Below are 24,127 nucleotides of genomic sequence, written 5' to 3'. Positions count from 1 at the left end.
AAAGTTACATGTTGCCATGGATTTGTAATGATTGAATATCTGCCAGGCCGAATGCACACGCGGCGCATGATCTTGTTGTTTTGCCCTGTCAGTTCTGATAGTAGGCGTCCGCGAGCATTTGCGTCATTGTAAAAACCTGGATCGTAAACCTTATTCGGAAAACCTGGCCATGCTGGCAAAACATGGAACGTTACTCTGCCACTATCAATACGATCCACTGGATCGACTAATCAATTGCTCACCGTTCGCACAGGCCAGCGTTCAAAGATTCTATCTGAAAGATCGTCTAGCTACCGAAATCCAGGGCGCGGTGCAACGTTCGATCATGCGGCATGACGACCAACTGCTGGGGCAACAACAGTGCCAGAGCAACGCAGTGGAAACGCGCTTATTCGTTATTGATCAACAGCGCTCGGTGTTGAACCTGCTCGACAGGGTTTCCTCGCGCCCCATTGCCTACACGCCTTACGGCTATCGTCCAGCGGAAAACGGGTTGCTCAACCTGCTCGGTTTCAATGGCCAACGGCCGGATCCGATCACTGGGCATTATTTGCTGGGTAATGGTTATCGAGCGTTTAACCCGGTTTTGATGCGGTTTAACAGTCCGGACAGCTGGAGTCCATTTGGGGAAGGGGGCTTGAATGCGTATGTGTATTGCGTGGGGGACCCGGTGAACAAGGAGGACTCAACGGGTCATTTCCCGCTACGGAATATTGCCAACGCTTTTACAGGTTTTTCTGAAAAATATATCATGGGACCTGTCGCAGGCTTCACCAGAAAACCTGTCACAAACGCCATAAAAATCAAACAGGACGCATACATATTTGATGATATCTACAAACACAAACCCCGCTTAAATATATTAGCCCATAGCGGCCCTCCCATTGATGGAAACCAGCCTTTTATAGTTTTAGATGGCAAAGCCATCACCCCAAGACAATTGCACGACTTTCTTGAAAGCAGTTTGGATTTTGAAAAATACAGTAGTATCAGAATGCTTTGTTGTTGCTCGGCCGATACAGAAAACTCTTTTGCATCAGCTTTCTCAAGTTTAACCAATAAACCTGTAAAAGGTTTCCTTGGCACAGTGAGCGCTGAACTCACTCCGACGTCTAGGAAAAGTGTCGCGATAGGTGCTAGAGACATTGAAGCTAAAAAAATCGACATATTTAAGAATCGGGGAATTGTAGGGCTTTTTTTCAAGGTGTACCGTCCCAAAAAATTCGACCCAATAAGGCAAACTTAATTTTTTGGTTCCGCCCCCCCTTTTCAGCAAGCCCCTTGTTACGTAAACATCTTGAAACCCCTCTGCCAAGGGGGCTTCGCACGACGAAGGTCGCATTAGGCACACTAAAAAACGGCGACCTGAAAGGGTCGCCGCTTTTCTGTTCTCTGAACCTTATGCAGCACTAAACATCTTGTGCGGATCAATCACAAATTTCTTCGGCACGCCCGCATCAAACTCGCCATAGCCCTGCGGTGCCTGATCCAGGCTGATTACCTGCACCCCCACCACTTCAGCAATGTTGATCCGGTCCCACATGATCGCCTGCATCAGCTGGCGGTTGTACTTCATCACCGGCGTCTGGCCAGTGTGGAAGCTGTGGGATTTGGCCCAGCCCAGACCGAAACGGATGCTCAGGCTGCCCATTTTTGCGGCCGCGTCCACGGCACCTGGGTCCTCGGTCACATACAAGCCTGGAATACCGATTTTGCCGGCCACACGAACCACGCCCATCAACGAGTTGAGCACGGTGGCCGGAGCCTCGTGTTTCACTCCGTCATGACCATGACCGCGCGCTTCGAAGCCGACGGCGTCAACGGCGCAGTCCACTTCCGGCTCACCCAGCAGCGCGGCGATCTGTTCGTGCAGCGGCGTGTCCAGGGACAAGTCGGCGATTTCAAAGCCCTGTGCCTTGGCGTGGGCCAGGCGGACGGTGTTGACGTCACCGATGATCACCACCGCCGCACCCAACAGGCGTGCAGAGGCGGCAGCTGCCAGACCAACTGGACCGGCACCGGCGATGTAAACGGTGCTGCCAGGGCCCACGCCAGCCGTGACGGCGCCATGGTAACCGGTCGGCAGGATGTCGGAGAGGCAGGTCAGGTCGCGTATTTTTTCCATCGCGCGATCGCGGTCCGGCAATTTCAGCAGGTTGAAATCGGCGTACGGCACCAAGGCGTATTCAGCCTGGCCACCGGTCCAGTCGCCCATGTCGACGTAACCGTAAGCGCCGCCGGGACGGGCCGGGTTGACGCTGAGGCAGACACCGGTGTGCATTTCCTTGCAGGAACGGCAGCGTCCGCAAGCCACGTTGAACGGTACGGACACCAGGTCGCCGATCTGCAGGTTCTCGACATCGCTGCCCTTCTCGATGACTTCACCGGTAATTTCATGACCTAGCACCAGACCGGTTTGGGCGGTGGTACGACCGCGCACCATGTGCTGATCGGAACCACAGATGTTGGTGGAAACTACGCGCAGGATGACGGCGTGTTCAATCTTCCTGCCGCGCGGGTCCTGCATTTTCGGATAGTCGATTTTCTGTACTTCGACCTTGCCAGCGCCGAGATACACCACACCACGATTGCCAGACATGCTTTCACCTCGCTGTTGTTTTTATGTAGCGGTCGCGTCGCCCTGGATCGGCGGCGCGTTGATTGCTCGGGTATTGCCTGTGTGTCTTGTGTTGATTGTGATGCCGCCATCGCGAGCGGGCTCGCTCCCGGATTTGATCGCATTTCTCTGTGGGAGCGAGCCTGCTCGCGAAGGCAATCTAAAGAACGACTGTGCGATTGGCGTTCAAAAACACGCGTCGTTCGATGTGATACCCAACGGCCCGCGCCAACGTCAGCCCTTCAATATCCCGCCCTTTGGCGATTAAATCCTCCGGGTAATGGCTGTGGTCCACAGCCTCGACGCCTTGGGCGATAATCGGCCCTTCATCGAGGTCGTTGTTGATGTAATGCGCCGTCGCGCCGACCAGTTTCACGCCCTTGTTGTAAGCCTGGTGATAAGGCTTGGCGCCTTTGAAACCGGGTAGCAGGGAGTGGTGAATGTTGATCGCTTTGCCGTCGAGTTTGCGGCACAGCTCCGGCGACAGCACTTGCATGTAACGTGCAAGGATCACCAGCTCGGCGCCGGACTCTTCGATCACCTGCCAGACCTGACGCTCTTGCGACGGCTTGTCGTTCGGGTCCAGCGGAAAGTGGTAATACGGGATCTGGTGCCAGTCGGCCAATGGTTTGAGGTCCGGGTGGTTGGAGACCACTGCGGCGACGTCCATCGACAGCTGACCGATGCGCTGGCGGTAGAGCAAATCGTTGAGGCAGTGATCGGCCTTGGAGACCATGATCACCACTTTCGGCCGGTAGTTCGGCGCGGTCAGCTCAAACACCATGCCGAACGCTGCGCCGCGTTCGGCCAGGCCGGCGCGGAAGGACTGCTCATCGAAGCCATCAGGCTGACGGAATTCCACGCGAATGAAGAAGCGGCCGGAGAGTCGATCATCGAAGGAATGGTGTTCAGTGACGTAGCAACCCTGCTCGAACAGAAAGCGGGTGACCGCGTCCACAGTGCCGAGAACGCTGGGGCAGTCGGCGGTCAGAATCCATGTGTCCGGGGCGCGGCTCATAGTGCGGTAACTCCTGCTACAAATTAGGTGGTCGCAGAGACCCCTGTGGCGAGGGGGCTTGCCCCCGTTCGGCTGCGAAGCAGTCGTAAAACCAGTCAATACGGTTTAACTGATGGACTTCGGGGCCGCTACGCGACCCAACGGGGGCAAGCCCCCTCGCCACAAAAGCTCCCTCGCCACAATTACGCCTGGACGCTAAGGCCGTATTCGGCGGACGCATCCTGCAGCCACAGCCACCAGTAATCCGAGAAGCTGCGGCGGATCAATAGCTCCCAGGTGTCTTCAGCCGTGTGGCGGATCACCAGTTGCGACTTGGCGAATACGGTGCCGACCGCTTTGCCCACCGGGAAGCTGTTGGGGTGTACGTCGTAGCTGGTGGATTTCATCAGCACCTGGCGCACGTTCGGGCCGCTCAGTTCGAGGATCTGCTGGCCGCCGCTGACATTGGTGATCGCGATGTGCAGGTCGCCCAATGCCTCACGCAGTTTCTGCTCGGCGGCGAATTCCTCGCCGGTCGGCACGATCAGCAGCCACTCGTCCGGTCCCATCCATTGCAGGCTGGTTTCGCCTTTGACGATCACGGTCAAGGCTGCCGGCAATTCGATGCCGAGGGCTTTGTGCACGCCTGCGGCGAACGCGGCATCGTGGCCATCACCACGAATCGTCAGGTGGCCGAGCAGTTTTTTCTCACGCACGATCACGCCGGCGCTTTTGCGGCCCTTGCCCACCAGGCTGACGAGGTCGGCATGATGCAGCGACGACTCGGCTTTGGCCCCGGTGGTTGGGCGTTGTTGATACACATTGGCTGCGGTCATAAAGCACCTGTTCCTGAATTCTGTTGAGTCCGACCCTGTGGTGGCTGGTTCGACGCCTTCGCGAGCAGGCTCGCTCCCACATTCGACCGTATTCCCCTGTGGGAGCGAGTCTGCTCGCGAATAGCAGCCCGCCCACAGAAGCCGAAGCGAATCAAATGTTCTGGCGATCCCCCTTCGGATCGAAGAACACCGAAGAAACAATCTCCGCCTCGATCACGCTGCCGTCGGCCAGCGGCGCAAACACGCGCTCGCCGAGGCGCTTCAAGCCGCCTTTGACCACGCCCATGGCAAACGAATAGCCGAGGGAGTTGTGCAGGTAACTCGAGGTGACGTGTCCGACCATCGTCATCGGAATCGCTTGCTTGGTGTTGAACACCAGCTGCGCACCTTCAGGCAGCCATTTGGTCGGATCGATCGGCTTCAGGCCTACCAGTTGTTTGCGCTCATCACGCACACAATCTTCGCGGTTCATGCCGCGCTGACCAATCCACGAAAACGGTTTGGTGCGGCCGACGCACCAGCCCATGTTCAGGTCGTCCGGGGTCATCGAGCCGTCGGTGTCCTGACCGACGATGATGAAACCCTTCTCGGCCCGCAGCACGTGCATGGTTTCGGTGCCATACGGCGTGAGGTTGTATTTCTTGCCGGCCTCGACGATTTTTTCCAGGACGCCCATCGCATAGTCGGCCTGCACGTTGACTTCGTACGACAGTTCACCGGTAAACGAAATCCGGAACACCCGCGCCGGCACACCGCCGACCAAGCCTTCTTTCCAGGTCATGAACGGGAAGGCTTCGTTGGTCAGATCGATGTCGGTGACTTCGCTGAGCAGCTTGCGGCTGTTCGGCCCGGACAAGGTCATGGTTGCCCAGTGATCGGTCACGGAAGTGAAGTACACCTTCAGATCTGGCCATTCGGTCTGGTGGTAGATTTCCAGCCACTGCAGCACACGCGCGGCGCCGCCGGTGGTGGTGGTCATGACGAAATGGTTGTCGGCGAGGCAGGCCGTTACGCCGTCGTCGAAGACCATGCCGTCCTCTTTGCACATCAGGCCGTAACGCGCTTTGCCCACATCGAGCTTGGTCCACGCGTTGGTGTAAATTCGGTTGAGAAACTCACGCGAATCCGGGCCCTGAATGTCGATCTTGCCCAGGGTCGAGGCGTCCAGCAGGCCGACGCTGTCGCGCACGGCTTTGCATTCGCGCTTGACCGCGGCGTGCAGGTCTTCGCCGTTTTTCGGGAAATACCATGGACGTTTCCACTGACCGACGTCTTCGAACTCGGCGCCGTTCTTCACGTGCCAGTGATGCAGCGCGGTATGGCGGACTGGCTCGAAGATGTGCCCGCAATGACGACCGGCCACCGCACCGAATGTGACCGGCGTGTAGTTCGGACGGAACATCGTGGTGCCCATCTGCGGGATGGTCACGTTCAGCGAGCGGGCGGCAATGGCCAGGCCATTAACGTTGCCGAGCTTGCCCTGGTCAGTACCGAAGCCCAGCGCGGTGTAGCGTTTGACGTGCTCGACCGACTCGAAACCCTCGCGGGTGGCCAGCTCGATGCCCCCGGCGGTGACATCATTCTGGAAGTCGACGAATTGCTTCGGCGCACGTGCAGAGTTCTTCTCGTGCGGCACCTGGAACAGCGCCAGGGTCGGCTCTTCGAGACGGCTCAAGGCCTTCGGCAAGGTGCCCTCGACGACGCTGAAACCGGCTTCGCTGGCTGCGCGAGCGCCGCCTTCAAAACCATCGGCGAGCGAATCGCCAAGACCGTAGACACCATTGATGCCACCGACGCACACGCGTTTCTGCGGTGCTTCGCCCGGCACAAAACCGAGGATGTCTTCGCGCCAGATCGGCTTGCCGCCCAAGTGTGAGGCCAAGTGAACGATCGGGCTGTAACCACCGGAGCTGGCAACCAGGTCGCAATCGAGCCATTCACCCGGGCTGGTCACGGCGTGCCCTTTGACATCAATCGCCGCAACGCGAGCAGCGGTTACGCGTTTGGTGCCGCGCGCTTCAATGACAGCGCTGCCAGTGAGGATGCGGATGCCTTTGGCGCGCGCTTCTTCGACCAATGCGCCGCGCGGGTTACTGCGCGCATCGGCGATCGCCACCACTTGCAGGCTGGCGTCGAGCCAGTCCAGAGCCACGCGGTAGGCGTGATCGTTGTTGGTCGACAACAGCAGTTTTTTACCCGGCGCCACGCCGTAACGGCGCACGTAAGTCGAAACAGCGCCGGCGAGCATGTTGCCCGGCACGTCGTTGTTGCCATACACCAGCGGACGCTCGTGAGCGCCGGTGGCCAGCACCACGCGTTTGGCGCGGACGCGGTGAATGCGCTGGCGCACCTGGCCAATCGGCGCGCGATCGCCAAGATGATCGGTCAGGCGCTCGTGAATGGTCAGGAAGTTATGGTCGTGGTAACCGTTGACGGTGGCACGCGACAACAGCAGCACGTCGGGCGTGTTTTTCAGTTCGTCGATGACCGTGGCGACCCATTCGGCGGCCGGTTTGCCGTCGAGGCTTTCGCGCGAATCCAGCAAACTGCCGCCGAACTCTTCCTGCTCATCGGCCAGGATCACCCGGGCACCGCTGCGCGCAGCGGCCAGTGCAGCAGCCAGACCTGCAGGGCCGGCGCCGACGATCAGCACGTCGCAGTGCTGGTTCATGTAATCGTAGGTGTCCGGATCGTTCTCGGTCGGCGAACGGCCAAGACCTGCGGCCTTACGAATGTACTTCTCGTAGGTCATCCAGAACGATTGCGGGTACATGAAGGTTTTGTAGTAGAAACCCGGCGGCATCAGCTTGCCGCCGACCTTGCCGAGAATTCCCATCATGTCGTTGTTAACGCTCGGCCAGCCGTTGGTGCTGGTGGCGACCAGGCCTTGATACAGCGCCTGTTGCGTAGCGCGTACGTTGGGAATCTGGGTGGCTTCGGTCGCGCCGATCTGCAACACCGCGTTCGGCTCTTCGGAGCCGGCGGCGAAGATGCCGCGCGGGCGCGAATACTTGAAGCTGCGGCCGATGATATCGACACCGTTGGCAATCAGCGCGGCGGCCAGGGAATCGCCTTCAAAGCCTTTGTAGGTCTGGCCGTTGAAGGTGAAGCTCAGCACTTTGTTGCGGTCGATCCGGCCGCCATTGGACAGGCGATTGATCTGGCTCATACCTTCTCTCCCAGAGCCGTGGCGGCCGCTTTCGGGCTGTCGGTCTTGTCGGTGAATTGTGGCTTGGTGCCGATCTTGTAGGTTTCGAGAATCTCGTAGGTCACGGTGTCGCGCGTCGCGTTGAAGTACTGACGGCAACCGGCGACGTGATCCCACAACTCGTGGTGCAGACCGCGCGGATTATCGCGGAAGAACATGTAGTCGCCCCACTCCTCGTCGGTGCAGCTGGCCGGGTCCAGTGGACGCGGAATGTGAGCCTGGCCGGAAGCGTGAAATTCCTCTTCGGAGCGCAGTTCGCCACAGTGAGGACAGAAGATATGCAACATAGGGATTTCTCCTGTTAGTGGGCGACTGCTGCGGCGCCGTGTTCATCGATCAACGCACCGTTGTGGAAACGGTCGATGGAGAAAGGTGCGGCCAATGGGTGCATTTCGCCCTTGGCCAGGCTCGCGGCAAACACGTTGCCCGAGCCGGGTGTGGCCTTGAAGCCGCCAGTGCCCCAACCGCAGTTGAAGAACATGTTCGGCACCGGGGTTTTCGAGATGATCGGGCAGGCATCCGGCGTGGTGTCGACGATGCCGCCCCACTGACGGTTCATGCGTACACGGGACAGTACCGGGAACATCTCGACGATGGCTTGAATGGTGTGCTCGATCACCGGGTACGAACCGCGCTGGCCGTAGCCGTTGTAGCCGTCGATACCGGCGCCGATCACCAGGTCGCCCTTGTCGGACTGGCTGATGTAACCGTGCACGGCGTTGGACATGATCACGCTGTCGATAATCGGTTTGATCGGCTCGGACACCAGCGCTTGCAGCGGGTGGGATTCGATTGGCAGACGGAAGCCGGCGAGTTTGGCCATGTGCCCGGAGTTACCGGCAGTCACCACACCGACGCGCTTGGCGCCGATGAAACCCTTGTTGGTTTCCACACCGATGCATACGCCGTTTTCCTTGCGGAAACCGATCACTTCGGTCTGCTGAATCAGGTCCACGCCAAGTGCGTCGGCGGCACGGGCAAAGCCCCAGGCCACGGCATCGTGACGGGCCACGCCGCCGCGACGCTGAACGGTGGCGCCCATCACCGGGTAGCGGGTGTTTTTCGAGCAGTCGAGGTACGGAATTTCGTCAGCCACTTGCTTGGCATCGAGCAGTTCACCGTCGACGCCGTTGAGGCGGTTGGCGCTGACCCGACGCTCGGAATCACGGATGTCCTGCAGGGTGTGACACAGGTTGTAGACGCCACGCTGGGAAAACATCACGTTGTAGTTCAGGTCCTGGGACAGGCCTTCCCACAGTTTCATCGCGTGTTCGTACAGGTGCGCCGACTCGTCCCACAGGTAGTTGGAGCGAACGATGGTGGTGTTGCGCGCGGTGTTGCCTCCGCCCAGCCAGCCTTTCTCGACCACGGCGACGTTGGTGATGCCGTGCTCTTTGGCCAGGTAGTAAGCCGTGGCGAGACCATGCCCACCACCGCCAACGATGACCACGTCATAGACCTTTTTCGGGGTCGGCGTGCGCCACATCTTCTGCCAGTTTTCGTGATGGCTGAGCGAATGTTTGAAGAGGCCGAAGCCGGAATAGCGTTGCATAGTCATTTACTCCAAAACCGCGCTCAGCGATAAACCGGGAAGTCCGCGCACAGGGCCGTCACTTGCTGCGCGACATTCGCCTCGACATCGGCATCGCCGAGGTTGTCGAGGATGTCGCAGATCCAGCCCGCCAGCGTCACGCACTGGGCAACCTTGAAGCCGCGCGTAGTCACCGCCGGGGTGCCGATGCGCAGGCCGGAGGTCACGAACGGCGACTGTGGATCGTTCGGTACAGCGTTCTTGTTCACGGTGATGTGGGCACGACCGAGTGCAGCGTCGGCTTCTTTGCCGGTGAGGCCCTGACGAATCAGGCTGACCAGGAACAAATGGTTATCGGTGCCGCCGGACACTACATCGTAGCCGCGTTTAATGAATACGCCGGCCATGGCCTGGGCGTTGTCGATCACTTGTTGCTGATAGGCCTTGAAACCCGGCTCCAGCGCTTCCTTGAAGCACACCGCCTTACCGGCGATCACGTGCATCAGCGGGCCGCCCTGGGCACCCGGGAAGACGGCCGCGTTGAGCTTCTTCTCGATTTCTTCGTTGGCCTTGCACAGGATCAGGCCGCCACGCGGACCGCGCAGGGTCTTGTGGGTGGTCGTGGTGACCACGTCGGCGTACGGCAGAGGATTCGGGTACAGGCCGGCAGCTACCAGACCGGCGACGTGGGCCATGTCGACAAACAGCAGCGCGCCGACCTTATCGGCGATCTGCCGGAAACGTGGAAAGTCGAGAGTCTTGGAGTACGCCGAGAAGCCGGCAACAATCATCTTCGGCTTGCACTCGACTGCCAGGCGCTCGACTTCGTCGTAATCGATCAGGCCGGTCCTGGTGTCGATGCCGTACTGCACGGCGTTGTACAGCTTGCCCGAGGACGACACCTTGGCGCCGTGGGTCAAGTGACCGCCGTGGGCCAGGCTCATGCCGAGAATGGTGTCGCCGGCTTGCAGCAAGGCCAGATAAACAGCGCTGTTGGCCGAAGAACCGGAGTGTGGCTGGACGTTGGCGTAATCGGCACCGAACAGCTGCTTGGCGCGTTCGATCGCCAGCGCTTCAACCTTGTCGACATGCTCGCAACCGCCGTAGTAGCGCTTGCCCGGATAACCTTCGGCGTACTTGTTGGTCAGGCCGCTGCCTTGCGCTTGCATGACGCGTTTGCTGGTGTAGTTCTCTGACGCGATCAGCTCGATGTGATCTTCCTGGCGTTGCTCCTCGGCATTCATCGCCGCCAGCAGTGCATCGTCGTAGCCCTGGATCTGGTCTTGCTTGCTGAACATCGCGTCTCTCCCAGCGGCGGCGGTGCGCCATTCGTCTCGGTTAGGCTCGCACCTTTCGGCAGTGCCCTTTGGATTCGATGGTATGACCGGCGCAGACAGGCCAAATGCCTACGGACGCCACGCAAAGGTGCGTTTACGACATGGGCTGAAATGGCTGGCCAAACACGCTCCTCAATTCGGCCAGATCCCTCGTGGGAGCGAGCCTGCTCGCGATGGCGGTGGGTCAGGCAACATCAATGCTGGCTTTGACGGCCTCATCGCGAGCAGGCTCGCTCCCACGGGGTTATGTGGCAATTTGGCGGACGAGTAGCAACAGGAGAAAATGCAGCGGATAGAGCGCATACGCCCAGCGTCGCATCGGTGCCGGCTTGACGTTTTTGGCATGTCGCAACAAGAACAATCCCAGCGCTGGCGCAATCAGGCATGTCACGAAACCGCCAATGGCCGTGCCGTTGCCCCAACGCGCCGCGCTGTACAGCACCTGCCATTGATTGGCCGCCAGACAGACAACCCCTGGCAGCAGGCTGAAATACCAGGGCCGGCGGAACACCAGGAGCATCGCCAGCGGCAGCAGCATGCCGAAAAACCCGAACATCAGCCGCTCCGGAAACAGTGCCGCAACCATCACGGCGCCCACCGCCAGCAATCGCGATTCCAGCGTCGGCTGCTGCCAGCCGCGCGCCACCAGCAGACCGAGGACCAGGGTCGGCATCACGTTCAACGTGTCGGGATCAGGAATAAACAGCCGATAGGGGATTTCGCTGATTGCGCTGAACAGCAGCAACCAGCCGAGATATCGCCACTGGCTGGTCGCGTCAGCAGAATTGACCCGCGCCAGATTTGCCGCCATCGCCAGGCAAAACCAAGGAAATGCCAGCCGGCCCGGCACATACAGGAAATCGACGGAGTAGCCCACATATCGCAGGTGATCGAGCACCATGCTCAGCAGGGCCAGCCACTTGAGCAAATCCAGCGCCCCATCCCGTTGAGTCATGTGCATAATTGCCCGTTGCCCGTGTATTTTTTTGACAGGAACATCCCGTGTGCTCCCCGGACGATCTTCGGTAAAGTGCGCACCCTCATTGACCACGACGCTCTTCACCATAAGGGCCTCGATCACGGAAGCCGGCCATGACCGACAAGAGCCAACAATTCGCCAGCGACAACTACTCCGGCATTTGCCCCGAAGCGTGGGCTGCCATGGAGCAGGCCAATCACGGCCATCAACGCGCCTATGGCGACGATGAATGGACCGCGCGCGCGGCCGATCAATTCCGCAAATTGTTCGAAACCGACTGCGAAGTGTTTTTCGCCTTCAACGGCACGGCGGCCAACTCGCTGGCGCTGTCGTCGCTGTGCCAGAGTTACCACAGCGTGATCTGCTCGGAAACCGCCCACGTCGAAACCGACGAATGCGGCGCGCCGGAATTTTTCTCCAACGGTTCGAAACTGCTCGTCGCCCGCACTGAAAACGGCAAGCTGACACCGGAATCGATCCGCGAAGTCGCCCTCAAGCGTCAGGACATCCACTACCCGAAACCGCGCGTAGTAACCCTGACCCAGGCCACCGAAGTCGGCAGCATCTACACCCCGGAAGAAATTCGCGCCATCAGCGCCACCTGCAAAGAGCTGGGTTTGAACCTGCACATGGACGGCGCGCGCTTCTCCAACGCCTGCGCATTTCTTGGCTGCTCACCAGCGGACCTGACCTGGAAGGCCGGCGTCGATGTGTTGTGCTTCGGCGGCACGAAAAACGGCATGGCCGTGGGTGAAGCCATTCTGTTTTTCAACCACAAACTGGCCGAAGACTTTGACTATCGCTGCAAGCAGGCCGGGCAACTGGCCTCGAAAATGCGCTTCCTCTCGGCACCCTGGGTCGGGATCCTGGAAAATGAAGCCTGGCTCAAATACGCCCGCCACGCCAACCACTGCGCGCAGTTGCTGGCAGAACTGGTAAGTGATATTCCGGACGTGGAATTGATGTTCCCGGTGCAGGCCAACGGTGTATTCCTGCAACTCTCGGAACCGGCCATCGCCGCGCTGACCGCCAAGGGCTGGCGCTTCTACACCTTCATCGGCAACGGCGGCGCACGCTTCATGTGCTCGTGGGACACGGAAGAAGAACGCGTGCGCGAGTTGGCCGCAGATATTCGCGAAGTGATGGCTCGCTAAAATCCCGCGGCGAACTCTGTAGCAACTGGCGAAGCCTGCGTCCGGCGGCGCAGCCGTCGTAAATCCATTCAACGCGGCAGGCTTGGCACACCGCGTTGTTTGTTCTTACGACAGCTATGCCACCGGACGCAGGCTTCGCCAGCGGCTACAGATAAGTGCGCTCAAGAAAGTGATCAAATCAGCCAGGTTAAAACTCAATCCGCACATCACCCTTCGGCACGCTGCAGCACGAAAGAATGAAGCCTTCCGCTTCGTCTTCTTCGGTGATCCCGCCGTTGTGGTCCATCTCGACTTCGCCACCCAGTTTCAACACCTTGCACGTCCCGCAGATGCCCATGCCGCAAGCCTTGGGAATCAGCAAGCCAACCTTGGCCGCAGCGGCGTGAACGGTCTCGCCCGGAGCCACGTGGATGCTTTTCCCAGATGACACGAACTCCACCTGATGCAGATCCGCCACGTCGAGTTCCGGCGCATCGGCAGCGATTTCGGCTTGCTCCACCGCATCGGCGCGAGCTTCCGGCGGGGTCGCGCCGAACGATTCCTCGTGATACCGAGACATGTCGAAACCGACGGCTTCGAGCATTCGCTTGACCGCGTTCATATACGGCGTCGGGCCGCAACAAAAGACTTCGCGCTCAAGGTAATCGGGCGTCATCAGCTCGAGCATTTTCTGGTTCAGGTAGCCGCGATAACCGGCCCACGGCTCGCCCAAACCATGCTTCTCGCAAATCAGATGCAAATTGAAGTTTTCGATTCGCGATGCCATGTGCTCCAGCTCGCGATGGTAAATGATGTCCTTGGGCGACCGGGCGCTGTGGATAAATACCATGTCGACGTTGCCGTTGGTGTCGTAGAACCAGCGCGCCATCGACATGACCGGGGTGATGCCAACGCCGCCGCTGAGGTACAACACTTTCGGCGCGGTGAAGTCCATTGCGTTGAACAACCCGACCGGACCGTGCACCGCCAGCTCCTGACCCTCATGCAAGGTGTCGTGCAGCCAGTTCGACACCTTGCCACCCGGCACGCGCTTGATCGTCACTGAGAAGCTGTACGGCACCGACGGCGAGCTGGAAATAGTGTACGAACGCATGATCGGCACGCCTTCGATTTCCAGCTCCAGGGTGACGAACTGCCCCGGCTTGAAGAAGAACAGAATCGGCTGATCGGCCATAAAGCAGAAGGTGCGCACATCCCAGGTTTCCTGGATGACTTTGACGCAACGGACGATGTGTCGACCGTTGGCCCAGGTCTGGGTGGTAACCGGATTCAGGAAGCTGTTGGACATGCTGTTCTCCGTAGCCGTGTGTCGGCCTTTATGGTGGCGATTCTGCGTATAGCGCGAGCCACCCATTTACCTATCTGCGACATTCACATACTTATCGCGACCAGCCCCCAACTACCGGGGGTTGCGCGTCGGGAACAGATTGGGCCATGTCGCCCATGGATAAGGTTCTGCCGTGCGCCGGCCCCACACTCGCCCCATACCTATACACATTCCTTACACCTTCAATTAGCACCTTGCGTCGCAACCCTGATTAGCCACTTTCGCCGGCCACACAGAATGGCCTTGAGGATCAAATCGATGGACGTCACCGCAAAAATCAGCCTGGGCGATCCGCTGGAACCCGCACGCAAGGCAACCGCGCAAATGCTGCAAGAGCGCGAGCGTACATTCTCGCTGCCGCAGCCGTTTTACTCTGACGAGCGGCTGTTTGATATCGACATGCAGGAGATCTTCCAGAAAGAGTGGTTGATCGCCGGCATGACCTGCGAGATCCCGACCAAGGGCAACTACCTGACTCTGCAAGTCGGCAAGAACCCGATCATCGTGATTCGCGGTGCAGAAGGCGTGGTGCACGCGTTCCACAACGTCTGCCGCCACCGTGGTTCGCGCCTGTGCACCAGTGAGAAAGGCAAAGTCGCCAAGCTGGTTTGCCACTACCACCAGTGGACCTACGAGCTGGACGGGCGCCTGCTGTTCGCCGGCACCGAAATGGGCGCCGACTTCGACATGAAGCAGTACGGCCTCAAACCGGTGAACGTGAAGACGGCCGGCGGCTACATCTTCATCAGCCTGTCGGAAAATCCGCCGGCCATTGATGACTTCCTGTCGACGCTGAACCATTACATGGAACCGTACGACATGGAGAACACCAAGGTGGCCATAACCACCACCTTGATGGAAAAGGCCAACTGGAAACTGGTGCTGGAAAACAACCGCGAGTGCTACCACTGCAACGCCTCGCACCCGGAGCTGCTGAAAACCCTGCTGGAATGGGACGACGTCACCGACCCGCGTGCCGATCAGGCGTTCAAGGACCACGTCGCCGCTTCCGCCGCCGCCTGGGACGCCGAAAAGATCCCTTACGCCCACGCCAGTTTCGGGCTGCGCAACCGCATCGTGCGCATGCCGCTGCTCAAGGGGACAGTGTCGATGACCCTCGACGGCAAACAGGGCTGCGCCAAACTGATGGGCCGCATCAAGAACCCGGACCTGGGCTCGATGCGCATCCTGCACCTGCCGCACTCGTGGAACCACTGCATGGGCGATCACATCATCGTCTTCACCGTGTGGCCGATCAGCGCGCAGGAAACCATGGTCACCACCAAGTGGGTCGTGCACAAGGACGCCGTTGAAGGCGTGGACTACGACGTCGACCGCATGCGTCAGGTCTGGGATGCCACCAACGACCAGGACCGCCGCCTCGCCGAAGAAAACCAGCGCGGGATCAACTCCACTGCTTATCAGCCTGGGCCTTATTCCAAGACCTATGAGTTTGGTGTGGTGAATTTTGTGGATTGGTACAGCGAGCGCCTGTTGAACAACCTGGGTGCCGAGCCGGCGGCTTACCTTAAAGGAGTGCCTGTTCAGGGTTAGCGGATCAAACGCATCGCGAGCAAGCTCGCGCCTGCAGGACGGGGTGTACTCGGACTCTGAGACCACCCTGCAGTGTAGGTGCAAGCTTTCTCGAAAGGGCGTCCGCCCCGGCGGGTTAGCCCTACAGACACTCAAAACGATTAGCACTGTACGAAATATGACCTATTCCGTTCAGCGCTATGGTGCGCGGCGCATGCAGCCTTCCACGAACAACTTATCCACACCTCCACCCACAGCATTTGGGGACAACTGCCCGAGTTCCGGAATATTCTTTGCGAAAAGTGAATAAAAACCGTGACTTATGTCAATAGCCGTATTTGGATGATGATTGATTAATTTATGACCAAAGCTCTGCTCCCCCCGCAAAACATGGCCTGTAGACGAACACGCACAACTTATCCACAGAAGCACCAACAGAGTTTGGGGGCAACTTTGTCCAGGCTGTGGAAAACCGCTGAAAGCCCTGGGAATTAGGCTTTTGCAGCGGATCGAGGGGTAATATAGCCAACTTGATCAACTTATGATCAACTGCTTGAAAGCGCCGGCATGCATGGGCTGCAGGCGTCCTTGAACATCTTATCCACAGAAGCGCCAACAGAGATTGGGGGTAAGTATTGCCCCTCAGATGATTTATCCACTGCAGCTAAAACTGGAGAGTGTATTTCTTCATGCGCAGAGCGCTGATGATCTGTTAGCGAACAACGCCTTCTTCAATCAGCAACTTCAGAATCGCGTCGGCCCCCGCTTGCGCTGTCACGCCTTTGAGTACTTGCCCGCCACCACCACTGGCCTTCGCTGTCGCCGCTTTCATGCGATCGGCGCCACTTTTGGCTTTGATCACCTTCAATCGTTTCGGTCGAGGTTTGGCTGGTTGTAGCGTGGCAACGGCAAGCAACGCATCGTCGATGACTTCAACGTCATCAGCCTGCAACACGCCGCGTCGGGCCGGGCCATAGGCGCTTTGTCGAGGTTTTGGCGCGGCGTTGTCCACCGTGGCGAGAAACGGCAGACGCACTTTCAAGCGACGGCGCTGACCCCGGGGCAAGGCTTGCAGCACCAGGGCCGAACTGCCGTCGATGGATTCAACCTGGGCCAGTCCCACCACCAGCGGCCAGCCAAGGCTTTCGGCCAGCAGGAACGGCAGCATGCCCGAGCCTTCCCCGGTTTCCGCCTGGCTGCCGGTCAATACGACCTGAGCGCCGGCGTCGCGCAAATAGGCGGTCAATGCGGGTAGCGCATCGGCGCCTGCAGGTTGCTCCAGTACATGCAGCTGTTCCAGCCCCATGCCCAGATACGCCCGCAGCGCAGGCTCGGCGGCGTCACCGGCATGTAACACCTGCAAGTTATCCCCAGCCAGCTGCAGACCCAGTTCCACCGCGCGCGCATCTTGTTCCGCGCGACGTGGACGGCCGGAGGTGGGGTGGGCGCCGATGGACACCAGGCTGATGATTGTTGTGCTCATGACCGTTCCTTCCCTTAAGCCGCATCGCGCTTGGCGTCGCTGCGGTAAGCCGCTACCGCATCGATCAAGGCCTGAAGAATTTCCGCACTCTCGCCGATTACTGACAAGTCGGCCCGTTTGATCATGTCGCAGCCAGGGTCGAGGTTGATCGCCACGACTTTGTCGCAGGCGCCGATACCTTGCAGGTGCTGAATTGCCCCGGAAATACCGACCGCGACATAGACCCGCGCCGTCACCCAGGTGCCGGACGCGCCGACTTGCCGATCCCGCGCCATAAAGCCATCATCGACGGCAACCCGTGACGCGCCCTCGGTGGCGCCCAACGCCTGGGCAGTCCTGTGGAAAAGCGCCCAGTCCTTGACGCCGTTGCCCCCGGAGAAAATGAATTCCGCTTCGGCCATGGGAATCGCCGCTGGATCCACCGCGACGGCGCCCAAATCTTCAATGCGCGACAAACTGCGCGCAACCGCTGTGGATAACTCTACCGGCAATACTTCGTGACGGGTTTCGCTGACCGCTTCGGCGCATTCGGCGGCGGCCAGAATCAGGCGCGCGACCGGACGTGCAAGGTCCTGCAGGCCGGCGCCAGCCCGACCAATGCAGCTTTCATCCTTGACCTGCCAGACCCGCGTGGCCGGGCGTTCACCGAGCGCTGCGGCAAAGCGCCGGCCAAGTTCGCCGCCGCCACTGCGGCTGTCGGGCAGCAGCCAATGCCGTGGGTTGAACTGGTTATCCACAGCCCGCAGCCCTTGCACCCGCTGCTCCGGTGCATAACCGTTGAACTCGTCACCGTCGAGGATCAGCAATCGGTCGACGCCCGCCGTGGCGAATGCGCTTTCCTTGTGTTCACCGAAGACTACGGCGAGCACCGCGCCGTCCTTGCCGGCCAATTGGTGCGCCAGCCCGAGCAGGTCGCGATCGTGGCTGCTCAAGCGGCCACCGACCATGTCTGGCACCACGCTAATGTAAAATGCGGGCGCTGGCACTTGATGCAACGGCAACTGCACTTCAACAGCGGCCGAGCGCTTGCTGGTGCCGCCCTGCTGCGCGCCGCTGCGGTCGATACGCTTGATCCCGTTAGGGCCGATGAAACCCATGCCGTGGGGGTTTTTGCGGATAACGCCATTGGGCCCCATCCAGCTGTGTTGCGCTGGCTGCATGGCCGCGTGCAGCGGGTGCAGACGGTTACGGGCGATCCACTCGGCGCGTGGGTCGCGGCGGATAATGTCGCTCATCAGTGTGCCTCCGCAGGTTCACGTTTGGCCGGTGAGTTCGGCTTGCTCGCCGGCGCGTCTTCGAGCAACGCGTCGGCCACCAGTTCGGCGATGTCCTTGATCAATGGCCGTGGCTCCACCACACCTTCGAGCATCGCCGTGCATTGTGGACAACCAACGGCTACCAGCTCGGCACCGGTTTCGCGAATATCGTCCATGCGCATATCGGGGATGCGTTGCTTGCCCGGAATATCGGTGATTGGCGCACCACCACCGCCTCCGCAGCAGCGCGATCGGAAGCCGGAACGTTGCATCTCTTTCACTTCGATCCCGAGCGCGCGCAGCACCGCTCGCGGCGCCTCGTATTCGCCGTTGTAGCGACCGAGGTAGCACGGGTCGTGATAGGTCACGCTGCTACTTTTGTGCTGGCCCAGATTGAGCGCACCGGCGCCGATGATTTCAGCCATGTAGGTGCTGTGGTGCTGCACCAGGTAGTTACCCTCGAAGGCGCCGTATTCATTTTTCAGCACATGAAAACTGTGCGGATCGCAGGTGACGATGCGGTTGAAACGGTATTGGGCCAGGGTCTGGATATTGCGTTTGGCCAACATCTGGAAGGTCGCTTCGTCGCCCAGACGCCGGGCCACATCACCGCTGTCGCGCTCTTCCAAACCGAGCACAGCAAAGTCGACCTTTGCCGCTTTGAGCACTTTGACGAAGGCGCGCAGGGTGCGCTGGTTGCGCATGTCGAACGCACCGTCGCCGACCCAGAACAGCACGTCGACGGATTTTTTCTCGCTGAGCAGCGTGAGGTTCAAGTCTGCCGCCCAGTTCATCCGCCCGCCCGGAGCGAAACCGCCCGGGTTGTCGGTGGCGATCAGGTTTTCGAGGACTTCGGCGCCCTTGTTCGGGGTCGCGCCTTTTTCCAGGGTCAGGTGACGGCGCATGTCGACGATGGCATCGACGTGCTCGATCATCATCGGGCATTCCTCGACGCAGGCGCGGCATGTGGTGCAGGACCACAAGGTATCCGCATCGACCAGGCCATTGACGATTGGCTGGTGCGGATTGCCGGCGTGTTCGCCGACCGGTTTTCCAGGGTAAGGGCTGCCGGCGAAGTTGGCGTCGGTGCCGCCCGCCAGGCCCACGACCATGTCTTGAATGAGCTTCTTCGGGTTCAGCGGCTGGCCGGCAGCGAAGGCCGGGCAAGCGGCTTCACACTTACCGCACTGCACGCAGGCGTCGAACCCGAGCAGTTGATTCCAGGTGAAATCCTTGGGCTTTTCCACACCCAAGGGTGCATTCGCATCGTTCAAATCCAGCGGTTTCAAACCCGTGGAACGACCGCCACCGAAGCGTTCAGCGCGGCGGTGCCAGGCCAGGTGCAGCGCGCCGGCGAAGGCGTGCTTCATCGGCCCGCCCCAGGTCATGCCGAAGAACAATTCCGACACGCCCCACAGCACGCCCACCCCAAGAATCGCCGCCAACACCCAACCACCGAAATGTTCCGGCAGGATGCCGGCCACTGGCAGGGTCAGCAGGAAAAACGACGCCGAGAACGCCAACAGACTTTTCGGCAGACGCATCCATGGGCCTTTGGACAAACGGGCCGGCGGGTCGAGTCGGCGCAGGAACATGAAGATCGCACCGACGAACATCACCGCCGAAGCCACTAACAGCGCAATCCCGAGGATGCGGCTGTGCAGGCCGAAACCATGCACCAGAATCGCCAGCACTGCTGCCAGCACAAAGCCGCCGGCCGTGGCGACGTGGGTATTGGCAATGTATTTGTCCCGCGCGACCACATGGTGCAGATCGACCATGTACCGCTTGGGCATGGCAATCAGGCCACCGATCAGGTCGACTTTCGAAGCCCGGCCCCGGCGCCACATGGCCATCCGCCGCAACGCGCCCAGGACCGCAAGGCCCAGGGCGGCGAACAACAGGATTGGAAGAAGGGTGTTCAACATCAGAGTCACCTCAAGCGGCAAGCTTCAAGCCAAAAGCGGCAAGTAAAAGCCGGTCACCCAGCGCTCTTTCTTGCAGCTTGAGGCTTGCAGCTTGTGACTGTTTTCAAAAATCCTTGCACAACCGCAACGCGTCATAGATCGCCGCGTGCACGTTACGCTGGGCCACGCAGTCGCCGATGCGGAACAGCAGATAGCCGTCACCGCTCTGCTCCAGGCAAGGTTGTGGCTTGATCGCGAACAGGGCCTCCACATCGATCTGGCCCTTGTTGCGCGAACCTTCCTTCAGCGCGTAATAGATTTCTTCGTCCGGCCGCACGCCGTTCTCGATGACCACCTGATCGACCACCCGCTCTTCTTTGGCGCCGGTGTATTCGTTCTCCAGTACCGCGACCAGTTTGTCGCCTTCGCGGTAGACTTTTTCCAGCATCATGTCGCCGGTCATGATCACTTCTTTCGGGTACATGCTGCGGTAGTAAGTCGGGAACGACGTACCACCCATGGCCACGCCCGGCTTGATGTCGTCGGTGACGATCTCGACCTGGCTGCCCTTGTCTGCGAGGTAGTCGGCAGTCGACATCCCGGTGAATTCGCAAATGGTGTCGTACACCAGCACGTTCTTCGCCGGCGCGACCTTGCCATCGAGGATGTCCCAGCTGCTGACTACCAGCCCTTCCGCCGCGCCCCAGTGTTCGTTCTGCTCGATGAACGGGTGACCGCCCACCGCGAGCACCACCACATCGGGACGCAGGTCCATGATGGTCGGCGCATCGGCCGCCGTGCCCAGGCGCAGATCGACTTTCAGACGCGCCAGTTCCAGCTGATACCAGCGCGTGATACCGGCAATCTGGTCACGCTGCGGCGCTTTAGATGCCGTGGTGATCTGCCCGCCGATGAATTCCTTTTTCTCGAACAGCGTCACGTCGTGGCCACGTTCGGCGGCGACACGCGCGGCTTCCATCCCCGCAGGACCGGCACCGACCACCACAACCTTGCGTTTGACCCCGGTGGTTTTTTCGATGATGTGCGGCAAGCCCATGTATTCACGGGAAGTGGCCGCGTTCTGAATGCACAGGACGTCCAGCCCTTGATACTGGCGGTCGATGCAGTAGTTGGCACCGACGCACTGCTTGATCTGGTCAATCTGGCCCATCTTGATCTTGGCGATCAGGTGCGGGTCGGCAATGTGCGCGCGGGTCATGCCGACCATGTCGACGTAGCCGCCTTCGAGAATTCGCGTGGCCTGGTTCGGGTCCTTGATGTTCTGCGCGTGCAGAACCGGTGCCTTGACCACTTCCTTGATGCCAGCCGCCAGGTGCAGGAATGGCTCCGGCGGATAACTCATGTTCGGAATCACGTTGGCCAGAGTGTTGTGGGTGTCGCAACCTGACCCGACCACGCCGATGAAGTCGAGCATGCCAGTGTCATCGTAGTACTTGGCGATCTGTTTCATGTCCTCGTGGGACAAGCCGTCCGGGTGGAATTCGTCGCCGCACAGACGGATGCCGACGCAGAAATCCGGGCCGACTTCAGCGCGCACAGCTTTCAAAACTTCCAGACCGAAACGCATGCGGTTCTCGAAGCTGCCGCCCCATTCGTCGGTACGCTTGTTGACCCGCGGACTCCAGAACTGGTCGATCATGTGCTGGTGCACTGCCGACAGTTCCACGCCATCCAGGCCGCCGGCCTTGGCCCGGCGTGCCGCCTGCGCATAATTGCCGATCACCCGCCAGATTTCTTCCGGCTCGATGGTCTTGCAGGTGGCACGGTGGACAGGTTCACGCACACCCGACGGCGACATCAGCGTCGGCCAGTTGAAGCCATCCCAACGCGAGCGGCGGCCCATGTGGGTAATCTGGATCATGATCTTGGCGCCATGCTTGTGCATGGCGTCGGCGAGGTTCTGGAAGTGCGGGATGATCCGATCGGTGGCGAGGTTGACCGAGCTCCACCATTCCTGCGGACTGTCGATGGCCACCACGGACGAACCGCCGCAGATCGCCAGACCGATGCCGCCCTTGGCTTTCTCTTCGTAATATTTGACGTACCGCTCGGTGGTCATCCCGCCGTCAGTGGCGTAGACCTCGGCGTGGGCGGTGCTGAGCACACGGTTACGGATGGTCAGTTTGCCGATCTGGATCGGCTGGAACATTGCTTCGAAAGCCATGGCGGGATCCTCGACTTACAACGGCTTGACGGTGAACAAACCGTCGTCGTGGCCTTCTTCGGAGCCACCGTAGACTTGTTCGGCAACGGTGCGGATCTTGCTGCCGCGGGCTTGCAGAATCTGGTCCATGGCACCGGCAAACCAGCCAGTGAACATGTAGTCGACCTTGCGCCCGACCTTGCCGTACACATAGACAAATGCAGAGTGCTCAAGCTTGACGCTGGCGGTGCCTTTGTCGAGATCGATGTCCTGGATCTTGAACAGGCCCCAACCACGTTGCGACAGGCGCTTCATGTAGTGCTCGAACACCGCGACGCCTTCCAGGCCGTGGCACTCGGCTTCTTTTTCACACCAGTGCCAGGCGGATTTGTAGCCAGCTTTGTAGAGGATTTCGGCGTAAGCGTCGGCGCCCAACACCTCTTCGATGCCCATGTGGTTGTTGACGAAAAAATGGCGCGGTACATACAGCATCGGCAAGGCATCCGAGGTCCAGACCCCGGTTTCGCTGTCGACTTCGATGGGTAATTGCGGGGCGATCTTGGCCATGGAAACTTAACTCCAGAAATTGGAAAAATGACGTTATGTAGCAGCTGCCGAGGCACGAAGGCTGCGTCGGGCTGCGAAGCGGCCCCCCAGGGCGGTCCTGGGGACCGCAACGCAGCCTCGTGCCTCGGCAGCTGCTACAGGAAATCGGGGGCTTATTCGCCCCAGACGTTGCTCAAGACGTTGACCCAGTTCTCGCCCATGATCTTGCGCACCACGCGCTCGGAGTGGCCCCGCTTGAGCAGGGTCTCGGTAAGGTTCGGGAACTCGCCCACGGTGCGGATGCCCAGCGGATTGATGATCTTGCCGAAGCTGGTCAGACGGCGGGCATAGCCCTTGTCATGGGTCAGGTACTCGAAGAACTCCTGGCCGTGGCCCTGAGTGAAATCGGTGCCGATGCCGATGGCGTCTTCGCCGACAATGTTCATGACGTACTCGATGGCTTCGGCGTAGTCGTCGATGGTCGAATCAATGCCTTTGGCCAGGAAAGGCGCGAACATGGTGACGCCAACGAAGCCGCCGTGATCGGCAATGAACTTGAGTTCTTCATCGGATTTGTTGCGCGGATGCTCTTTGAGACCCGACGGCAGGCAGTGGGAGTAGCACACCGGTTTTTTCGATTCGAGGATGACCTCCTCGGACGTCTTGGAGCCGACGTGGGAGAGGTCGCACATCACGCCAACGCGGTTCATCTCGGCGACGATTTCACGACCAAAGCCCGACAGGCCGCCGTCGCGCTCATAGCAGCCGGTACCCACCAGATTTTGCGTGTTGTAGCACATCTGCACGATACCGACGCCGAGCTGTTTGAAGATCTCGACATAACCGATCTGGTCTTCAAAAGCGTGAGCATTCTGGAAGCCGAACAGGATGCCGGTCTTGCCCTGCTCCTTGGCCTTGCGAATGTCGGCCGTGGTGCGCACCGGCATCACCAGGTCGCTGTTCTCGCGGATCAGCTTCTGGCTGGCGGCGATGCTGTTGATGGTGGCCTGGAAGCCCTCCCACACCGACACGGTGCAGTTGGCTGCAGTCAGACCGCCCTTGCGCATGTCTTCAAACAGCTCGCGGTTCCACTTGGCGATAATCAGCCCGTCGATAACGATGCTGTCGGCGTGCAATTCGGCTGGGCTCATCAGGCTGTCCCCTCTTGTCGATTCCTGCGCCGAATCGTGTGCCGGCGCTTTGGGGCCAGCATATGCTTCGGTGCCCGGGTGACCGGGTGCAAAAACGACAG

Annotated in this window: 18 protein-coding genes; 3 read left to right on the top strand and 15 right to left on the bottom strand. The window is 59.8% G+C overall.

Annotated elements, in window-relative coordinates; genetic code table 11:
• Positions 1–169 precede the first annotated feature (169 nt).
• A complete protein-coding gene (locus F8N12_RS04100; RefSeq protein WP_150579296.1) occupies positions 170–1,246 on the top strand; it encodes an RHS repeat-associated core domain-containing protein in 1,077 nt (358 codons plus the stop codon).
• 153 nt (positions 1,247–1,399) lie between these two features.
• Here the strand turns inward: F8N12_RS04100 and fdhA are convergent, their stop codons facing one another.
• The 8 genes from fdhA to F8N12_RS04060 form a co-directional block, all read right to left on the bottom strand.
• On the bottom strand, positions 1,400–2,599 hold the full coding sequence (fdhA, locus tag F8N12_RS04095; protein WP_150579295.1) for a formaldehyde dehydrogenase, glutathione-independent: 1,200 nt from the start codon (positions 2,597–2,599) through the stop codon (positions 1,400–1,402).
• Between the two features lie 178 nt (positions 2,600–2,777).
• Positions 2,778–3,635: a formyltetrahydrofolate deformylase gene (gene purU, locus F8N12_RS04090; RefSeq protein ID WP_150579294.1), complete on the bottom strand. Its 858-nt coding sequence runs from the start codon at positions 3,633–3,635 to the stop codon at positions 2,778–2,780.
• 182 nt (positions 3,636–3,817) lie between these two features.
• Positions 3,818–4,450, bottom strand: a complete 633-nt coding sequence (locus F8N12_RS04085) for a sarcosine oxidase subunit gamma (protein WP_150579293.1) — start codon at positions 4,448–4,450, stop codon at positions 3,818–3,820.
• A 151-nt stretch (positions 4,451–4,601) separates the two neighbouring features.
• Entirely contained in the window at positions 4,602–7,619 is a 3,018-nt protein-coding gene (locus F8N12_RS04080; RefSeq protein WP_150579292.1) for a sarcosine oxidase subunit alpha, read from the bottom strand.
• Entirely contained in the window at positions 7,616–7,945 is a 330-nt protein-coding gene (locus tag F8N12_RS04075; RefSeq protein WP_028619944.1) for a sarcosine oxidase subunit delta, read from the bottom strand. Before F8N12_RS04075 ends, F8N12_RS04080 begins: the two co-directional genes overlap by 4 nt.
• 14 nt (positions 7,946–7,959) lie before the next feature.
• A complete protein-coding gene (locus F8N12_RS04070) occupies positions 7,960–9,210 on the bottom strand; it encodes a sarcosine oxidase subunit beta (RefSeq protein ID WP_007947735.1) in 1,251 nt (416 codons plus the stop codon).
• Positions 9,211–9,233: 23 nt separating this feature from the next.
• Positions 9,234–10,487: a serine hydroxymethyltransferase gene (gene glyA, locus F8N12_RS04065; RefSeq protein ID WP_150579291.1), complete on the bottom strand. Its 1,254-nt coding sequence runs from the start codon at positions 10,485–10,487 to the stop codon at positions 9,234–9,236.
• Positions 10,488–10,770: 283 nt separating this feature from the next.
• Complete coding sequence (locus tag F8N12_RS04060) at positions 10,771–11,487, bottom strand: TraX family protein (RefSeq protein ID WP_150579290.1); 717 nt, start codon at positions 11,485–11,487, stop codon at positions 10,771–10,773.
• 131 nt (positions 11,488–11,618) lie between these two features.
• Here F8N12_RS04060 and F8N12_RS04055 point away from each other — a divergent pair, with 131 nt between their 5' ends.
• On the top strand, positions 11,619–12,659 hold the full coding sequence (locus F8N12_RS04055; protein WP_150579289.1) for a low specificity L-threonine aldolase: 1,041 nt from the start codon (positions 11,619–11,621) through the stop codon (positions 12,657–12,659).
• A 187-nt stretch (positions 12,660–12,846) separates the two neighbouring features.
• On the opposite strand, the gene gbcB is transcribed toward F8N12_RS04055, so the two are convergent.
• Positions 12,847–13,947 (bottom strand): glycine-betaine demethylase subunit GbcB, encoded by a 1,101-nt coding sequence (gene gbcB / locus F8N12_RS04050; protein WP_150579288.1) that lies wholly within the window; start codon positions 13,945–13,947, stop codon positions 12,847–12,849.
• A gap of 297 nt (positions 13,948–14,244) precedes the next feature.
• Here gbcB and gbcA point away from each other — a divergent pair, with 297 nt between their 5' ends.
• The gene (gene gbcA, locus F8N12_RS04045) at positions 14,245–15,540 is read left to right on the top strand and encodes a glycine-betaine demethylase subunit GbcA (protein ID WP_150579287.1); all 1,296 of its coding nucleotides are present in this window, start codon (positions 14,245–14,247) and stop codon (positions 15,538–15,540) included.
• 691 nt (positions 15,541–16,231) lie between these two features.
• Here the strand turns inward: gbcA and F8N12_RS04040 are convergent.
• From F8N12_RS04040 to F8N12_RS04015, 6 genes are all read right to left on the bottom strand, one after another.
• Complete coding sequence (locus F8N12_RS04040) at positions 16,232–17,002, bottom strand: electron transfer flavoprotein subunit beta (protein WP_150579286.1); 771 nt, start codon at positions 17,000–17,002, stop codon at positions 16,232–16,234.
• 14 nt (positions 17,003–17,016) lie between these two features.
• Positions 17,017–18,237 (bottom strand): electron transfer flavoprotein subunit alpha/FixB family protein, encoded by a 1,221-nt coding sequence (locus tag F8N12_RS04035; protein ID WP_150579285.1) that lies wholly within the window; start codon positions 18,235–18,237, stop codon positions 17,017–17,019.
• Entirely contained in the window at positions 18,237–20,186 is a 1,950-nt protein-coding gene (dgcB, locus tag F8N12_RS04030) for a dimethylglycine demethylation protein DgcB (protein ID WP_150579284.1), read from the bottom strand. The genes F8N12_RS04035 and dgcB overlap by 1 nt, the downstream gene beginning before the upstream one ends.
• A gap of 103 nt (positions 20,187–20,289) precedes the next feature.
• Positions 20,290–22,350 carry a dimethylglycine demethylation protein DgcA gene (gene dgcA / locus F8N12_RS04025; protein ID WP_150579283.1) on the bottom strand — a complete coding sequence of 687 codons (2,061 nt, stop codon included), beginning with the start codon at positions 22,348–22,350 and terminating at the stop codon, positions 20,290–20,292.
• 15 nt (positions 22,351–22,365) lie between these two features.
• Positions 22,366–22,896: a DUF5943 domain-containing protein gene (locus F8N12_RS04020; protein ID WP_008033249.1), complete on the bottom strand. Its 531-nt coding sequence runs from the start codon at positions 22,894–22,896 to the stop codon at positions 22,366–22,368.
• Positions 22,897–23,048: 152 nt separating this feature from the next.
• Positions 23,049–24,026, bottom strand: a complete 978-nt coding sequence (locus F8N12_RS04015) for a dipeptidase (RefSeq protein WP_150579282.1) — start codon at positions 24,024–24,026, stop codon at positions 23,049–23,051.
• Positions 24,027–24,127: the final 101 nt, after the last annotated feature.

This window comes from Pseudomonas fluorescens (genome assembly GCF_902497625.1).
GTDB classification, from domain to species: Bacteria; Pseudomonadota; Gammaproteobacteria; order Pseudomonadales; family Pseudomonadaceae; genus Aquipseudomonas; species Aquipseudomonas fluorescens_BQ.
The sequence above is the reverse complement of the archived record's forward strand: the minus strand, read 5'-3'. Positions and strand labels throughout refer to the sequence as shown.

What these genes read in the sequence shown, in the direction of transcription:
- F8N12_RS04100 (WP_150579296.1), top strand. Translation starts at nt 170, where the DNA reads ATGCTGGCAAAACATGGAACGTTACTCTGCCACTATCAATACGATCCA.
- fdhA (WP_150579295.1), bottom strand. Translation starts at nt 2,599, where the DNA reads ATGTCTGGCAATCGTGGTGTGGTGTATCTCGGCGCTGGCAAGGTCGAA.
- purU (WP_150579294.1), bottom strand. Translation starts at nt 3,635, where the DNA reads ATGAGCCGCGCCCCGGACACATGGATTCTGACCGCCGACTGCCCCAGC.
- F8N12_RS04085 (WP_150579293.1), bottom strand. Translation starts at nt 4,450, where the DNA reads ATGACCGCAGCCAATGTGTATCAACAACGCCCAACCACCGGGGCCAAA.
- F8N12_RS04080 (WP_150579292.1), bottom strand. Translation starts at nt 7,619, where the DNA reads ATGAGCCAGATCAATCGCCTGTCCAATGGCGGCCGGATCGACCGCAAC.
- F8N12_RS04075 (WP_028619944.1), bottom strand. Translation starts at nt 7,945, where the DNA reads ATGTTGCATATCTTCTGTCCTCACTGTGGCGAACTGCGCTCCGAAGAG.
- F8N12_RS04070 (WP_007947735.1), bottom strand. Translation starts at nt 9,210, where the DNA reads ATGCAACGCTATTCCGGCTTCGGCCTCTTCAAACATTCGCTCAGCCAT.
- glyA (WP_150579291.1), bottom strand. Translation starts at nt 10,487, where the DNA reads ATGTTCAGCAAGCAAGACCAGATCCAGGGCTACGACGATGCACTGCTG.
- F8N12_RS04060 (WP_150579290.1), bottom strand. Translation starts at nt 11,487, where the DNA reads ATGCACATGACTCAACGGGATGGGGCGCTGGATTTGCTCAAGTGGCTG.
- F8N12_RS04055 (WP_150579289.1), top strand. Translation starts at nt 11,619, where the DNA reads ATGACCGACAAGAGCCAACAATTCGCCAGCGACAACTACTCCGGCATT.
- gbcB (WP_150579288.1), bottom strand. Translation starts at nt 13,947, where the DNA reads ATGTCCAACAGCTTCCTGAATCCGGTTACCACCCAGACCTGGGCCAAC.
- gbcA (WP_150579287.1), top strand. Translation starts at nt 14,245, where the DNA reads ATGGACGTCACCGCAAAAATCAGCCTGGGCGATCCGCTGGAACCCGCA.
- F8N12_RS04040 (WP_150579286.1), bottom strand. Translation starts at nt 17,002, where the DNA reads ATGAGCACAACAATCATCAGCCTGGTGTCCATCGGCGCCCACCCCACC.
- F8N12_RS04035 (WP_150579285.1), bottom strand. Translation starts at nt 18,237, where the DNA reads ATGAGCGACATTATCCGCCGCGACCCACGCGCCGAGTGGATCGCCCGT.
- dgcB (WP_150579284.1), bottom strand. Translation starts at nt 20,186, where the DNA reads ATGTTGAACACCCTTCTTCCAATCCTGTTGTTCGCCGCCCTGGGCCTT.
- dgcA (WP_150579283.1), bottom strand. Translation starts at nt 22,350, where the DNA reads ATGGCTTTCGAAGCAATGTTCCAGCCGATCCAGATCGGCAAACTGACC.
- F8N12_RS04020 (WP_008033249.1), bottom strand. Translation starts at nt 22,896, where the DNA reads ATGGCCAAGATCGCCCCGCAATTACCCATCGAAGTCGACAGCGAAACC.
- F8N12_RS04015 (WP_150579282.1), bottom strand. Translation starts at nt 24,026, where the DNA reads ATGAGCCCAGCCGAATTGCACGCCGACAGCATCGTTATCGACGGGCTG.